The 16,392-nt window shown below is 40.0% G+C and carries 13 protein-coding genes and 1 CRISPR repeat array; of the genes, 1 reads left to right on the forward strand and 12 read right to left on the reverse strand.

Annotated elements, in window-relative coordinates:
- Nucleotides 1-206: 206 nt before the first annotated feature.
- Entirely contained in the window at nucleotides 207-353 is a 147-nt protein-coding gene (locus tag SIN01_RS15070) for a hypothetical protein (RefSeq protein ID WP_170215011.1), read from the forward strand.
- 4 nt (nucleotides 354-357) lie between these two features.
- Here SIN01_RS15070 and dsdA read toward each other — a convergent pair whose 3' ends face one another.
- From dsdA to SIN01_RS11040, 12 genes are all read right to left on the reverse strand, one after another.
- The gene (dsdA, locus tag SIN01_RS10985) at nucleotides 358-1,698 is read right to left on the reverse strand and encodes a D-serine ammonia-lyase (RefSeq protein ID WP_010026774.1); all 1,341 of its coding nucleotides are present in this window, start codon (nucleotides 1,696-1,698) and stop codon (nucleotides 358-360) included.
- A gap of 11 nt (nucleotides 1,699-1,709) precedes the next feature.
- The gene (locus tag SIN01_RS10990) at nucleotides 1,710-2,444 is read right to left on the reverse strand and encodes a hypothetical protein (RefSeq protein ID WP_010026775.1); all 735 of its coding nucleotides are present in this window, start codon (nucleotides 2,442-2,444) and stop codon (nucleotides 1,710-1,712) included.
- Nucleotides 2,437-3,840, reverse strand: a complete 1,404-nt coding sequence (locus SIN01_RS10995) for an AAA family ATPase (RefSeq protein WP_047034726.1) — start codon at nucleotides 3,838-3,840, stop codon at nucleotides 2,437-2,439. The genes SIN01_RS10990 and SIN01_RS10995 overlap by 8 nt, the downstream gene beginning before the upstream one ends.
- 139 nt (nucleotides 3,841-3,979) lie before the next feature.
- A complete protein-coding gene (cas2, locus tag SIN01_RS11000) occupies nucleotides 3,980-4,261 on the reverse strand; it encodes a CRISPR-associated endonuclease Cas2 (protein ID WP_010024850.1) in 282 nt (93 codons plus the stop codon).
- Nucleotides 4,258-5,256 (reverse strand): type I-B CRISPR-associated endonuclease Cas1b, encoded by a 999-nt coding sequence (gene cas1b / locus SIN01_RS11005; protein WP_010024848.1) that lies wholly within the window; start codon nucleotides 5,254-5,256, stop codon nucleotides 4,258-4,260. The genes cas2 and cas1b overlap by 4 nt, the downstream gene beginning before the upstream one ends.
- A gap of 11 nt (nucleotides 5,257-5,267) precedes the next feature.
- Entirely contained in the window at nucleotides 5,268-5,762 is a 495-nt protein-coding gene (cas4, locus tag SIN01_RS11010) for a CRISPR-associated protein Cas4 (RefSeq protein WP_010024846.1), read from the reverse strand.
- Nucleotides 5,759-8,308: a CRISPR-associated helicase/endonuclease Cas3 gene (locus tag SIN01_RS11015; protein ID WP_010024844.1), complete on the reverse strand. Its 2,550-nt coding sequence runs from the start codon at nucleotides 8,306-8,308 to the stop codon at nucleotides 5,759-5,761. Before SIN01_RS11015 ends, cas4 begins: the two co-directional genes overlap by 4 nt.
- A gap of 32 nt (nucleotides 8,309-8,340) precedes the next feature.
- Nucleotides 8,341-9,111 (reverse strand): type I-B CRISPR-associated protein Cas5b, encoded by a 771-nt coding sequence (gene cas5b / locus SIN01_RS11020; RefSeq protein ID WP_010024843.1) that lies wholly within the window; start codon nucleotides 9,109-9,111, stop codon nucleotides 8,341-8,343.
- 27 nt (nucleotides 9,112-9,138) lie between these two features.
- Nucleotides 9,139-10,065, reverse strand: a complete 927-nt coding sequence (locus tag SIN01_RS11025) for a type I CRISPR-associated protein Cas7 (protein ID WP_010024842.1) — start codon at nucleotides 10,063-10,065, stop codon at nucleotides 9,139-9,141.
- A 1-nt stretch (nucleotide 10,066) separates the two neighbouring features.
- The gene (locus tag SIN01_RS11030; protein WP_010024841.1) at nucleotides 10,067-11,920 is read right to left on the reverse strand and encodes a hypothetical protein; all 1,854 of its coding nucleotides are present in this window, start codon (nucleotides 11,918-11,920) and stop codon (nucleotides 10,067-10,069) included.
- Between the two features lie 24 nt (nucleotides 11,921-11,944).
- Nucleotides 11,945-12,637 carry a CRISPR-associated endoribonuclease Cas6 gene (locus SIN01_RS11035; RefSeq protein ID WP_010024840.1) on the reverse strand — a complete coding sequence of 231 codons (693 nt, stop codon included), beginning with the start codon at nucleotides 12,635-12,637 and terminating at the stop codon, nucleotides 11,945-11,947.
- A gap of 104 nt (nucleotides 12,638-12,741) precedes the next feature.
- A CRISPR array of direct repeats spans nucleotides 12,742-14,389; the repeat unit is 29 nt; unit sequence ATTTCAATACATCCATGTTCTAGTTAGAC.
- A 379-nt stretch (nucleotides 14,390-14,768) separates the two neighbouring features.
- Nucleotides 14,769-16,004, reverse strand: a complete 1,236-nt coding sequence (locus SIN01_RS11040) for an MFS transporter (protein WP_141306078.1) — start codon at nucleotides 16,002-16,004, stop codon at nucleotides 14,769-14,771.
- Nucleotides 16,005-16,392 lie beyond the last annotated feature (388 nt).

Raw genomic sequence — 16,392 nt, forward strand, 5'->3', positions numbered from 1 at the left:
TTTGCCACAGCCTGAAAATCCCGCTTTTTATGCCTTTAAAAACACTACGCAACGGCATCGCATGACGTTTCCGTATCTGCTGAAAAAATTTTTGCAAACACTTGCCTTTGCTCACTTCCAAACCCAAGCATTCGCAAAATGAAGAAAGATTGAACATAACCGGATGAATAACGGGAAAACTAGAGCAAGAAAAAGGAGGAAAATCCATGAACAAAGAAAAAGAATTGAAACGCCAGTTTAAGACACGGGAAAACACAGGAGAGCATCGAAATGGCCGGCTCGCACAACAAAAAAATCACAGTGACGGTCACGATGTGCCCAATGAGTACACCAGTCACGACGATCAAAAGTGATCGATTAAATTCGGGATGCCTGATCATAGTAGGCATTCCTATTTTTTTGCGGAACCATCCCGCCGCCGGTCGCCCAAAATACGTGAACCGCTTGATCCATTTTATCAGCAAGATTATGGCGTTCTAAATAACGCTTTCCTTCCTTTGTGCCGAGGAGCCGCTTCGGACCGATGAATCCGGCAGCTGCTGAAGGTTCGATCCAATGATTTTCTGTATCCTTCAGCGCCTTAAGGATACGAAACAAATCGGAATCCTTGACCGTCATGCAGCCGGAAATCAACGAACCGACCGCTTTCCCGGCGAATGCTGAGGGGCGCGGCACGGCAAGCCCATCGGCCACCGTGCGATTGTCCAAGCCAAAATCGCAAACAGAGACCTTGTCATGAAGCCCGGTAAGCAAACCGAGTAGAAAGCACGGCGCATGCGCCGGCTCAACAAAGAAGACATGGACCGCATCGCCAAATACCAGCTTTAACCCAAAGGTCACACCACCGGGGGCGCCGCCAACGCCGCACGGCAGATAAACAAACAGCGGATGGTCGCCATTAACGACCACTCCTGACTCGCGCAACTGCCGCTGCAGCCGCGCGCCGGCAGTTGCATAGCCGGCGAACAGATCCTTTGATCGTTCGTCATCAATAAAATGACAATGTGGATCTTGGCGCGCTTGCTTGCGCCCTTCTTGAACTGCTTTACTGTAATCCGACTCATATTCTTTGACCTGCGCCCCTTGCTTGCGAAGCATCCTCTTCTTCCAAGCGCTGGCATCGCGCGACATGTGTACAGTAGTCTGAAAGCCAAGCCTCGCCCCGACAATGCCGATACTCAGGCCTAGATTGCCGGTTGAACCAACCGCTAACGCATAATTGGCGAAGAACGCGCGGAACCCCGGATCAGCAAGGCAAGCATAGTTTTCGTTTTTGCTGAGACGTCCCGTACGGATTGCCAGGTCTTCCGCCGTTTTCAGCACCTCATAGATCCCACCGCGCGCTTTAATTGAACCGGAAATCGGCAGCTCACTGTCTGCCTTCATTAAAAATGTACCGGGAGCCTTCATCTTCTCCTGCTGCTCCAGCCATTTCTGAAAGGAAGGCAGCGCATAGATCGGTGACTCAATCATCCCTTCGCTGCCTCGGGTTTCCGGGAATGCTTTTACCAGATACGGTGCAAACCGGCGCAGGCGCGCTTCGGCATCGGCAACATCATCCGCCGACACGAAGGACGCGGTTTGCTGTCCATAGGCCGGATTCAGCCATAACACGTCTTCGCACGCCTCCAGAGTACGGATCACCGGCTCCGACTTTTCCCATTGCGCACGCGCTCTCGTACCTATCCTCTGATCCATGAATTGTCCCCCTAATTCTTTTTTTCAGAGCGTAGTTTGCTCCCTTCCAGCGAATCCAACAGATCAAAAACTAATTGAAAATTAGTATACCGTTGCAGCGAATGCGTTCCTTTTTCAATGAAGCTCCAAGTCTCATCAATGGAACCGGCAACCGTAAACGGCTGATTATGAAAAAAATAATAAAAATGTTGCGGATCTTCTCGGCACGCCTGTTCAAAGGCACGGGATTGATTGATTTTTTCCTCAATCGTCATATTGCGTTTATGATGCATCACATGATCCAGATTACAAGAAAAGTAGAGAAGAAAATAGTAGATTCCTGATATGATTTCATCGGATGTTCGCATCACGTTCAGCTCCGAGGCTTTGATTCGATTCCTTTTTTGAATATACTGCTGAATGCCCGAATTTGCCACCATAATTCCGGATTCTTGGTATACCGGCGCGCGCCCCACCGATGCGTTCACCCTCACATCGTCCGCAGCAACAAAGGTACCATCCGTATCGGTCACCTGAATGACTGCCGCGATCTCTTGTTTGCGGTATTTCGTTTCATGCATCATCTTGCGCACCTGGTCACCAACGCGTGCCTTCACATTTTTGCGTATGCCCGGTCGTGTAAACAGATCACCATGGGTCACGTGGATAGCGACCCTGTACTGGTCGGGAACATATCGGCGAATGGCTGCGAGCGCACGCTCATCAGAAACGCCTTCGACAAGAAAGACAAGGACTTTTTTAGGCATTGTTTTGTTCACCTGCCTCATCAAATGCCTCCATGATCTCGTAACGATCGGTTGGTTGATAAACCTCGTCGCCATCGTTCCCGAGCTGAATTGCACGAAGGTAGACATCACGTATGTTGCTGCTGTCGCGAATCCCTTTCAAGACAATGTAGCGATTTTGCGGATTAGCTGAAGTAAAGACAAGATTTTCCTTCTCAAGCACTTCCAACAGTCTGAGATTGTGCGAGGTAAACAGAAGCTGCCCTTTGCCGCTGTCCTTGAGAATTTTCACCAGTTCGCCAAGCAAAAATTCGTAAATGCCGGCATCCAGTTCGTCGATCACGATACAGGCATTCGGGTCGTTGTACATCACGATCAATGAACTAAGTACAGCCACTAGCTTCTTGATACCATCCGATTCACAGGAAATCGGAAGCAAGCGTCCTTCGCGCCGTGCGGCTAATTCGATGCGTACGCCCCTACCGCCGCCCTCCATGATCTGATCGCCAAGATTTCTTACCTCCACGGTCAATCCGGGCACGATTTCTTTGAGAATCTTGCTAATCGCTTGAAACATCTGCGTCAGCAGCGCATAAGTCTTTCGGTCCACCTTTTTCGGATGATTGATCGGCAGTTCAATCACACCGTAGTCCTCTTGATTAGGGCTGCTATAGTGAATCGGAATCGACACATCGGCAAGCGACCTCCCTGAATCATGATTGCTGAGCACAAACAGCCGCGCAGCGAACACCTGCTTCAACGCCCGCACCAATTGATACGGCAATTCATCCAAGGTCTGCTCAAGCAAGCCAAAATTGTCCTTACGAAAAATGAATGACGTGTGCTGCTGTTGCGCCAAAACAGCACTCACCTTATATGAAACGAAGCGATCATCTTTTCTTGATCGCATCTTTGACGCAACCGTATTAGGCGCCGCTTTTGTTTCCCGTCCCGCTTGCGTAAATGCAATTAAGGTCCTATACCGCGCGCCCTTTACCAATTGCTTGTAACGAATTTCCTCATGGGTAACGGTCACCGGATCGCGCTGACGATCATTGGCCAAATTCACTGCATCATCGGCATCTAGATCACGTTTCGTCAGAGAAAAATCATAGACAACCTCATAGTGCTTGTTCGCCATACCAATCAAGAAGGTAAAAAGAAAACGCGCCGTATCGCTGCGCTGATAGATCAACCGGTCAATGCCCGACTCAAGCGGCCCACCGTTCAGCAGCGTGCGCACCACTTGAAACGCCGAAACAATCGCCGTTTTGCCCGACCCGTTTTGCCCATATACACCAAGCACATCGGCACGTTTCAGCGAATGACTCTTCGAACACGGAAAATACAGCTTACCTTGAACAACATTTTTGCAGTTCTGTAATTCAACACTCGAGACTCTGACGTTAACAGCCATATCCATACTCCTCACCTCATCAGACGCATAGCATTATTATCTGAATCCACGGCGGTTTGTATACATTGGGGAGATTGGTTGTTGAGGAGGGATGCTTGCGATGATGTTGGGAATCATAATCAAAATTGGCATTTTTGATTCATAAAAATAATGAATCAAATTCCTCGGGCTTGCCGATTTCTACCTCCTCGAATTGTTTATCATTGGTCATTTTAATTATCGTCACGAAATCCTCAGACCGATTAATCTTACTTCGTATCTCCTGCTCCAATTTAATAAGATTAGATGAAGAAATCTTCCCTCTAAAAACTGATTTTTGGTAATGTGAAAGGTACTTCTTACATATTTTAAAGATCTTTTGAACTCTCTTCTCATTTACATCATAGAAGACAAAGGCGTAATTTGCATTGATATGCTTCATCTTTTCACTTCCATACTAAAAGGAATAAAGGGGGTACCTTCTGTAATATGTTTAATCAGTTTGTAGCCGTCAAGCTTAATTGCCCCTTGAAGCGATACCTTTCTCTTTAAATTTGTATGCTCAAATACAGATTGGGCTCTCTTCTCAAATGATTGAATGAATACTTTTTTGCCTGCTTCATTCAACAGGCAATAGTTTAGTTCTTTATCGAAATGCTTTCCAACCTGGAGTTTTCGATTATTAATACATTCAAAAATAGTTTTAAAGACAATAATTGGTTTAAAGACTTCACATAAATCTAATGATAATGAAAATCGCGCTTCACTAGGTTCATGAAGAAAACTAATTGACTGATCCAGATGTGTTCTATAGATTTGGGTAATTGTCTTTGAATAAAGCAGTGAATTTCCAAAAGAGATTAGTGCATTCATTGGATTGTCCGGTGGTCTCCTCACTCTCTTATTAAAAACGAAGCTTTCCGGCAAAAAAATTGAAAATGTTTCATAAAATTTTTTCCAGATCGTTCCTTCAAAAAACAATAATTGATGAATCTCTCGTTCGCCTGTAGCCAACTTTGGGACGTCTTTCCGCAACCAATCCAAAAAAGGTTTTAACTCCTTCTTTCCTTGTCTATAATAATGGTAAAGAACAAAGTGAATATTTTGGGCTATCCCTCGAACAATCTGAGCCGCAATTTCAGTTCGTTGTTGTTTAAAAGCCATTGCCTGACCTACCACTAAACGACCACTAATCAATTGCTTTTTTGGATAGAAGCTACCACAATATTGCTGGTAGTAATTAAAAAAATGCACAATAATGCCTGTTCTTCCCAATATATCAAGTAGCTTTGTATTCAAACTAATCTCATTAAGGCAGTAAAACTCACGCACACCTTCGATGGGGATATGCGTAGAGCCTTTAGAATTTCTAAAGATAAGTGAATTATCTTTCCGATGCAGTTCACCTATACTCATTAAATATTTGGTCGTTCCCATTGTCTTCCTCCTCATATGTAGCAATAATCAAAGTAAGCGCATTTTTTACATTTTTTATCTTTCAGAGGTAATTCAGGAACATCCTTCGTCACACATACTTCTATTTGTTGCAGAACGCTTTCAAGTTCTTTTTCTAATTCAACGGATAAATCGTATACGATGACTTTATGTGTCTGTTTATTCTTTTCGGCAAACATTAGTTTTCCTCTTCTGTTTATCCCCTTACTTTTCAGAACCTTCAAATAATACAACAATTGCCACTTGGCAGCATTAACATCCGCATCCGATTTTTTAAATTCTACAAGAAATTGTTCTGTGATCTTGTCCACCTTTACGCTTTCTATAGAAACTTCACCTTTTCTTGCTTTTCGTTCTTCAATTTCATGCAATATCTTTCCAATCCGTACATTTTCGCTATTATCCTCCATATTAAATTTATTAGAGAAAAGCCAGCATTGACGGTGACAGTGAAAGAAATAATTAATCATCGTTCCGGTCACTTTCACAACAAATCCCCCTCACTGTCCTCATCATATTTTTCAGGTTGGAATTTCGATGCCCCTATCGTTTCATCCCATTTGACGTACTTTTCTCCGTCTTGGACATAGTACATATTGCCAATCTTTTCATCATAAAATTTAGGCTCTTTAAACGTACTAAAAGTAAAACAGTCCAACTTTTCATTAATCTGTGATAATTTAATTTGTTGCTCAGCATAAGAAATCTCATTATCTCTAAGCAATTGTTTAAAGTGATTCCAGATCACCTCACCGTTCATTTTCTTACCATTTATCTCAATCGAAAAATTGAGAACCAGCAAGTAAGTCTTTTGATTAATTAACGACAAATCGTTTGATACGTTTTGAAAATGCAGTTCGTTTAACATTTGATCAAACTGATGGTAAGTTTCATTTCTTTTTTCTCTGATTTCTGTAAAACGTTGAAAAACAAGTTGATAGAAACGATCAAAATGTTTGCTTATCAATGCTTTCTGATAATCCAGATTTCTCAAGTCCTTCTCGAGCCGCAAATCCTTTCCGTAAATAGAGCTGGAAGTATCCAAATCATAAAAATAAGCCCAACAATCCTTTTTTGATGATGCGCGATTAATTCTTCCAAGAAATTGTTCTTCGCTATCTAAAAGTGAAATATCCTTCATGCCGATATCCATGTCTATATCAACACCCGCTTCAATCACTTGAGTCGCAAGGATAATAACATCTCTAATCGGTGGATGATCCCTTGTTCCTTGGATCAGTTCGATTATTTTTCCTCGAACATAGCGGCTGTCATCGCCAGTAATTTCAATGATTTTTTGATCGGGCATCTCATTTCTCAGTTGGTGGAAGAGTTTTCGAGCAGTTGTTTTTTTGATCACTTCAATAAGCATGCGGACAGCACCATGACTTGTCTTAATTTTCTTAATTTTGTCAATGAGAAGATCAATAGAGAGTTTTCCTTCTTGTAATAAGTCAAAATTTATGTGCACTCGATCCTTAAATAGAGGATTTAAGAAATAGTCGTTTTTGTTCACAACGAGTGGCGTAAATGTTTTCCCAGTGTTTAATAACTTATCTAATTTTGGCAAGGTCGCAGACATAATAATAAATACAATATTATAACATTCACTTATATCATTGAGCATCTTAATCATTTCCGGCCATATATCATTACGGTAACTTTGGATCTCATCAAGAATAACCACACTATTTGAAAGTGTGGCTAAACCTAAATTAGATTCTCTAGTGGTACCAAAAAGGTGATTAAACAAATTGACATGAGAAGTTAGCGTGACAGGATACTGAAGCAGTTGCTTTCGCAGCAGTTCTTCATCGTAATTCACATTCACAGATAATGATTTCTCATTGCGATCATTCATTTCATTCTCTCGTACAATAGGTGTTACTGAATTCACAACCTGCATCCGATACCGCCGCTTCAAAACAGAAAACCATTCATCAAGCTTATCTTTCGTCTGATCAATCAATGTATTAAAGGGGAATACATAGACTATTTTGTTTAATTTGTTTCTTTGCTCCAGCAAATTCAATGCAAGATTGACCGAAATGACAGTTTTTCCACTGCCTGTTGGAGCTTCTAAATAATATATGGATTGATCGCTATGTTTGATGAGTTGCTCTTCGGTTTCAATAAACAACTGAGCTCGCAATTTGTTAATCGGCGTTAACTGCGAATACCCATAGTTATCTCTATAGGATTGAACTGATTGATAGATTGAAGAGGTTTTAAATTGTTTTAGAAGTTCTTTTTTGTCCATTGGGTTCAGAAAATAGAATTGCGGTTTTTTTTGATTGAAGAACTCGTAGGTAGCCATAAAGTCACTCATTACGAGACAAGAATAAAGCATTTTTATCAACAAATAAAAGGTCGTGTCCTCCTCTTCATCGCTGATGCAATAATTCTCGTTCTCCAGATAATAAGTAGAGTCACTTTCACTTTTATCTAAGAAAGTCATTTTTGGCAGACGTTCCTTTAACGAATAGAAACGAAGTACATCCTTGTTTTTTAACAGCAATAAATACAGAGCATTTAGTTTCTGTGCATAATCATGCAGATTGAAGTCGGTTAAGTATGTATGATGGCGAGAGATTACATACGAAAAAATGACCATAATATATCTTAGAAACGCTTTTTTCCAAACATCCATGGATCGTTCAACCAAGCGTTCTTCTGCAATATCTAAGTAGATGAGGGCAGACAGCAATGAATGATTCGTATTATTAAACGCACTCTTTTCAATCCGCTGCCCCATTTTTACCCGCTGGAATTCACTATTTATCTTTCCGATATCATGAAGTAAAATTGCATCTTCAAATTCATCACTAATGAAATTCTTATCTTCTTGATTTAATGGTTCACCGTCAAAAGTAATTCTATTTATCAACGTGTTTATGTTAAGATGATTATCTCTTGAAAGTTTATGAAAGTATCCTAAAACTAAATTAGAGTGGTCTTTTAACGTTTCTTTTCGTACTCCATCTGTATGTGCAAACAATTCAGTATCTTCGCTCAAAAAATCTTCTATGTTCAAAGCTATCCACCCCCAAACAGATTATCACACGCCTAAATAAAATAAAGGGTTTTCATCTCTGTCTGAAAGACTTTACTCTTATCTCGAACTTCTTGTATTCTTTTATTGGTATGAGCAAGTTCATTAAGTATATAGTGATTCGTTCTCAACGTTAAATTGACAGGCATCCACTCACTAAAATAGAACGGGGTTGAGTATTTATCAATTGTCCCCCTACGCGCATAAACCACATCTGCTGCAGGAAACAATGAATCGAACCCATTAATCTCATCTGAAAGTTCTTCCAATTTAGCAACTCGTACTTGACTGATTGTTGCTGGATGATCATTTTTCCCTAAATAAGGAATAAATATAGTTTCCCGATTCAGCAATGACTCTGTTAATTGGTTATAAAGATTCGAAGGGACTTTATTCTTCAGCAGGTAGATTGTCCAATGCGGATTTTCCAGCCATTGTTCTCTTACAATAAGATTTCCTCCTGCTTCCTGACTTGCGTAACCGACACTATTATTAAATGATTGAATTTTTTTAGGAAAATAACCACGATCTCCATGTGGAACGATGGATACACCTATTGAATGTAAGCATTCAAAAAACTCTGGATAACGATTTAGCGCATTTTCCCCTTTACTCTGCAAAGATCTATACTGCTTCCAATAACCGCCAAGTCCAAGAACAGATCCAATTAGCCCTAACAAAGCAATTTTATGGATGTGGCTATAGGTAAAATAGGCATATTCATTAACATCAGGCTTTTTAAAAAAAGCCGTTTTCCCAGAAAGTTCAAAAGCAATGGCTTCCATCAGCCTTCCTCCTCTCAGATTGATCCATTACAGAAATTCGGAAGTATATATATTTTTCACAGCAATTTCATTACCTTTAAATTCGGTCTTAAACGGGTCAGCATAATACTCAATACGCTCAATCTGGTCTTGAAAAGGTGATAGTAGTTCATTCAATTGAGAAACATCAATCACATTTTTGTTATCGACTTTCTCATATGCTACGTAACGATCCAACTGTGGAAGATAAACATGTTCACCTTCCTTAAAGGTTAGAAAGATAGCAAATGAATTACTTACTCCGGATTTACTATTTGTATTTAAAGCCGTTGCTCCAACCATTGCCGCCTGTTTAAATTTGGCATAAGCTTCTTCCGAATAACCTTCAAATTCGTCAACTAACGGGATGAATTCATCATAGTTCTGTGGATTGACGGAGAAAGGATAAATATAATGGGCCTCATTACTGACAATCTTTTTACCCAAGCTCGAGGCATCCGCATCCTCTTTCTTACTGTTACGAAACGGCGAAAGAATATCTTGAATTTCCGTAACTGTATCCTCATATTGATTGACCCCTTGGCCAATTTGTACAACACCCGTCAGACTTATGTTCTGATCCTCGACAGCAAACGTTGCACCAAAGTTTTCCACATCAACAGCCGATAATAGATTGCAAAGCACCTCATCTGCGGATTCCTTTTTCTTTAGTTCTGTTTTAAATACATGCTCATATTGTTCTTTTAATTCACGTGGCTGAAGCTTACCCTTGTTCATTTGATAGCTTCGAATGTACAGCACTTTTTCCCCTTCATTAACCCAATAGCGTTTCATCGCATATTTCAGCGCTTTATCACTGCCAAAAACCGTCCCATCAGCCAATGACTTTGGACGACCGGTAAAATCCGCATTCCAATTCGCAAGCAAACTTGAAACACCGATTAATCCATATACACGTTTGTTAAATTTTACCATTTCATTCCCCAGCTTTCTGTGCTTGTAATTCTATCTTTTGAAAGAAAATATTATCAGATAAAATCCCAGCCATTAAGTAGTCTCGTTCCTCATTTTGAATCATCTGTTTTCCTTTAGGATAAGCTTGAAGAGCAGCAAATGCATTTTTAAAAGTGACGTTTCCTATTGATATCGCATGACTGTAAGTCATAAACAGATCATCTAATTGCCTCATTAGCATAGAAGGTTTCTTTGCTCTTAAAATACCTTCAAAAAGACCGAAGTTTTTTTTCTTTGTTTCACTTTGTGACAGGAGATAGTATGCAAGTTGCCCTGCAGTGAAATAAAATTCTTGATCGGTGTCTAGCTCAACAACCCTCTTTTGTGAAAATTTTTCTTTAAGTCCATTTACCAGTTCAGTTAACGTTTGCACTTTTGTTTCACTCCCATCAATATTAAAAAAGCGAAGCCATGCTAATCTCAAATTGTATGCTTGTCCTAAGTTACCAATACTTATTCCATTAACAGTCTTTAGCAGCTGGATTTCTATCAATGTTTGTGAAAGATGATCAATCATTGGCCTAAGCGTAAAATCTGTACCTTTGAAAAAAAAGTCATACAATGCCTGCCGACTGTTAAAAAAAGAATTAAGCATTTCTCCAGGAAAAATTCCTGCTTTGATCTTTGGTTCATCATATAACATGCTAGGGTGCAAATAGTTTTTAAAGAATAGCTGACTCGTCACTTGCATTAAACTCAACGGATTAAGAATGGGGTCTCTGTTCTCAGCAATTTCATAATGGGTCTTGTCCACCCATTCTTTCGCCTTAATAATATTTTCCAGAAAAAAAGGTTTGTCGAGTTGACTTCCTCGTGAAAACGGCATCTTTTCATAATAATTTATGACCCCACTACCGTCTAATCTTAAGTGAATGGTTTCATTAGCCTTCTTTTTGTCATTCTCACCAAAAAGATTTCCCTCAGCAATTTGATGAACAGCAAACGGTTTTTGTGCCTGTAGCCATGAGAAAAGATTTTTTCTAAGTGCTGCTTCCTCAGGTGTAACAAGTAAAGGAACTTCAGATTTTTTTGTGCGGAATCTTAGATAAGGTTTCTTACTATTAAGTCCGATATTGTAACTAGGTACCCCATAAATGGACTCCTTATTTTCCACATTAAAATCATTGTTTAAAAAGATACTGGGATAAACATAAATATGATATTCTCGCTCATAAATTTCCTCATCCGCTTCGAAAAATAGTCGAATATAATTTTTTACTTTGTAATTACTTTTTAATTGATGAATCCATTGAATGAGGTCGGAAGAATTATTGAGAAGAAAATCGAGGTTACATTTTCGCATGTTATTTCTTTTTTCACTATCCAGCCATTTTTTTAGTGCTTCATAGCCGGTAATCGCTCTTAACTTTTGATCTGCAGCAGGTAATTTAATTGTGTAGAACTTATGTATGTAATCTCTCCATTCACTTTCAAGAAGAAATTTATTCTTTTTAGATTGTTTTTCCTTTTGAGGATCATCTGCAATAAACGTATCTAGTTTCATAAAAAGTGACAAAAAATTTGTACTATGTATTTTCTTGGTCTTAGTATCCACAAATTTATTCGCTGATATCGCACTGCAATATATATCTCTTGGTAAAAACCAATCCTTTAATGACCATGCCGTTGCATCTAATTCCGACTTTTTTCTGATAACCATTACTCGATTGGACTCTTCTAACTGATTTGATTGTAGAGTGAGATGCGGGTTAATTTTTACGTACAAGCCTTCCTTAAGCTCATAATTATCCAGAATTATTTTCCCATCAGTCTGATTAATGACCTTCTCATACGCAACTTGTAAATCTTTGATCAAGGCACATCTCCCCTTCCAAGTTATTTAGTATACGAAGCAAAACCCAGCCCCAATGGATGAAGATTTTTCTCCAAGTCCTGCAGAAGCAACGATCCTTGCAAGCGTTTGAGACACGTCATCAGAGCGAATGAATACCTTCAACTTATTTCCTAAGTAGGTCATGTTCTTATAACACGTAACCGTTGGATTCCGATTAATCACCTCTATTCTTTCAATAAAATTGGTACTACTTGGTTCTTTTAAAAATAATTCCTTATACTTCTTTTCTGCATTCGTTTCTAATCGTTCCTTCAACAATGTCAAATTGCCTTCAGGAAAAAAAGGACTGCTATCAATAGTCACAATAACCGGCGTCACAGTGTAAAGCATAGTGATGAATTCAGGATGGAATTTGTGAATTTCAGAGGCAATGACTTGAAAGGTATCATTGCTTAGATTCGTTAAGCAAAACTTTATCTTTTTCACAAAACTTTCTTGAACCGCCCTAAGTCGAAAAATATAAAGTTTGCCTTTCTGGTAGATTCCAGACGGTTCAATAGGATAGAGATTATTAAATGCATAGAATTTATAACCGTTCTTTTTGTGGCGTTCTTTTAAATCATGATCTTTAAGCATAGATAGGTTAATTAAGCGACCAATTTCTTCTTGAGCATTTTGATATGGAAGTTTACGTCTAAGGAGAGTGGTTACAATAAGCTCAAATCCCGTTTTCATCACCCCTAAGTTTATCCTAGGACTTATTATACATTATTCAACAGTAACAGTGAGTGAATAATTAGAATTCCGTTTCAATTATTTTTCGACAAATATACACAAATATTATTTCAATACATCCATGTTCTAGTTAAACCATTGCTGATCTTAACGGAAACGTTTGGGAATGGAAATTTCAATACATCCATGTTCTGGTTAGACATTGAACTCGCCAGAGAAATGGGAAGACCATACAACTTTCAATACATCCATGTTCTAGTTAAATTCGTGCAGGATCCGTGATTGCGCCCTATCCTCTGCAATTTCAATACATCCATGTTCTAGTTAAACCCGCGATTTCCCCAAATCGCTTACTATTAATATAGATTTCAATACATCCATGTTCTAGTTAGACATGCGTACGTGACAGCATCCGTTCATATCGATGCAAATTTCAATACATCCATGTTCTAGTTAGACTCGAATCAAATGATGAACAGCTGTCTTTGTTCTATATTTCAATACATCCATGTTCTAGTTAGACCTCAACCGGATCCGTTAAAAAAATGGCGGATCAGAATTTCAATACATCCATGTTCTAGTTAGACGGATACAAAAACATTTGCGTGCGGGCGTGCAACGTGATTTCAATACATCCATGTTCTAGTTAGACTATATCAGCAACTGGATATCAAACATCCAGAGCAAAATTTCAATACATCCATGTTCTAGTTAGACGTTTCGCGGACATGGGTTCTTTACTTCACCAAAGGAATTTCAATACATCCATGTTCTAGTTAGACAGTTTTCAAAAAAGTGTCTTTCTCTTCCCTTTTTCTATTTCAATACATCCATGTTCTAGTTAGACTTGCTTCAGATATCGTTCCAGAGCTCCCATCGACATATTTCAATACATCCATGTTCTAGTTAGACACGTGACGACAACGCAGGAGGTCTACACACACATTATATTTCAATACATCCATGTTCTAGTTAGACGCTAAGTGTGCCGCCAGGTACCGATTCAAGCGCTCGATTTCAATACATCCATGTTCTAGTTAGACGTACTGGACGAAGGATGAGGTTGAAGCACACCGGGATTTCAATACATCCATGTTCTAGTTAGACAGAGTAGACAGCTAATATGAAGGAGCGAACGAAGAATTTCAATACATCCATGTTCTAGTTAGACGCTTTATTGGATTGTCAATCATCGGAACACTAGCATATTTCAATACATCCATGTTCTAGTTAGACAATAATGCTAAAAAATGAGACATACATAAAAACAGATTTCAATACATCCATGTTCTAGTTAGACGCTATAACAAGCCTATGCATATCATATAGTAGGCATATTTCAATACATCCATGTTCTAGTTAGACCAAGCAGACTGGGGTTACTCAACCCGGATTTATCGTATTTCAATACATCCATGTTCTAGTTAGACCAACGTATCTTACGGTTCCACATGATTGGCTTGGTGATTTCAATACATCCATGTTCTAGTTAGACATCCACCTTTTCAATTATAGTGAGTTTCTTCTTCCTATTTCAATACATCCATGTTCTAGTTAGACTTTTACCGCTGGCGAGGGAGCGTTCCGCTGTCAAGTATTTCAATACATCCATGTTCTAGTTAGACTTAAAAAACTAAACTTAAAAAGGTGGATGATTAAAAATTTCAATACATCCATGTTCTAGTTAGACGCAAAGATAAAGGGATAATCCGGATGAAAATGCATAATTTCAATACATCCATGTTCTAGTTAGACGCCGATAAAATAAGGATTTTAATTTGCCTTACGATCCTTATAATAGTTGATGAATGGGACTTTTTCAATTATTTTTCTAGCTAACCCATCATTAATCCTGATTAATGCTTTAATATGAATAAATCCTTTAATATCAACGAATACCTTGATTTACGAAAAAAACAGGTTAGAAAAATCTATGTGATTGTTTCATAAACAATCACACCTCTTTCTTTGCAGACAAAGAGTACCCGTCTCTTACTTTCACACAATTGAATACTATAATTCATGGACTTTAGTCCGTTGATCCGTGTTGCGTGTGAAACATAAAACCCCCTAAATTGGATTTCAGTTATCCAACTTTAGGGGGGATTTCTTATTGAAGAGTGATTATAATCTTTTAATTCTCCATCTCTGCCTCAATATACGATGTCTTCGAGGATTCTTGCATGCGCCAGTAAACGATCAGACTGATGAAGATGCAGCCGGCGACGTAAAAGAAGAACAGGGTTTCGATGCCGAGACTCTTGAACCACAAAGCGACGAATTCGGCAGTACCACCGAAGATCGCTACCGTCAAGCCGTATGGGAGGCCAACGCCGAGTGCGCGGATTTCCGTTGGGAATAGTTCGGCTTTGACGATCGCATTGATTGACGTGTAGCCGGTAACGATGATCAAGCCAAGCATCATCAGTAAGAACGCTGCTGCCACGCTGTGCGAGCTGTGCATAAGCATAAACAGTGGCACAGTCAGGACCGTCCCGCTAATGCCGAAGAAGAACAGCAGCGGTTTGCGCCCAATATGATCGGACAGAAGTCCGGCGAGCGGCTGCATGATCAGGAAGATGAGCAGCGCAACAAAGTTGATGATGCTGACAACCTCTTTATCAAGACCAACCGAGTTAATCATGAATTTCTGCAGGTAGGTGGTGTACGTATAGAAAGCGACGGTACCGCCAAGGGTCAAGCCGACAACGGTCAGGACGGCTCTCGGGTACTTCAGCAATGCCTTAAGGGTTCCGGCATCTTTTTTCGTCTTGCTTTTCGCCATATTCTTAAATTGGTCGGATTCGTCCATGGACAAGCGCAGCCACAGAACGATGAGTGCGCCAAGCGCTCCGATGATGAATGGAATTCGCCAGCCCCAGGCACGAAGCTGGGCATCATTAAGCCATAATTGCAGGATGATTTGAACGCCAAGAGCAACGAGCTGACCACCGACAAGCGTCACATACTGGAAACTTGAATAGAAACCGCGGCGGCCTTTGTTCGCCATTTCAGACAGATAGGTCGCTGAGGTGCCGTACTCTCCGCCAAGAGACAATCCTTGGAAGAGCCGTGCAAGGATCAAAATAATCGGAGCGGCGATGCCAATCGTTTGATAGTTCGGCGTCGCGGCAATAATCAGTGAACCGCTCGCCATAATCAGAATCGAAAGGGTCAAAGCTGCGCGACGACCGTGTCGATCGGCATAACGCCCCATGATCAGACTGCCAATCGGCCGCATTAAGAAACCGATCGCGAATACGGCAGCCGTGTTCAGCAGCTGCGTGGTTGTATCACCGGATGGAAAGAAGTCCGTCGAAAAGTAAACAGCAAAAGCGGCGTAGACATACCAGTCATACCACTCAATCATGTTTCCTAAAGAGCCTTTTAATATATTGCTGGCAATATGACGCGACTGCTTGCGCTCTGCTTTTTTTGCATCAGTCACATGAACATCTCCTTTATTAAAAAAATTTTGCGGACAAGGCCTAGGTACCGGGCTGCAGAAGAAAATAAGCCACAAGTAGAAAGTTAATCCTATAAACTAATGTACATGACTTGTCCTGCTGAAGGAAAATAATCCGCTTAAGCGAACATAGAGCCCTTGTTAAACACAGTGCCATGCCTATCAATCATTCTTTAAAGTTATTAATATCATAACATACGGATCATACATTAACATCATTTCATGCCCATTTTGTAAAATTATTTTCATACTGTGCTGTAATAAAAAATAAATTGCCACACAATTTTTGAAA

This window comes from Sporolactobacillus inulinus (assembly GCF_006539285.1).
Lineage (GTDB): Bacteria > Bacillota > Bacilli > Bacillales > Sporolactobacillaceae > Sporolactobacillus > Sporolactobacillus inulinus.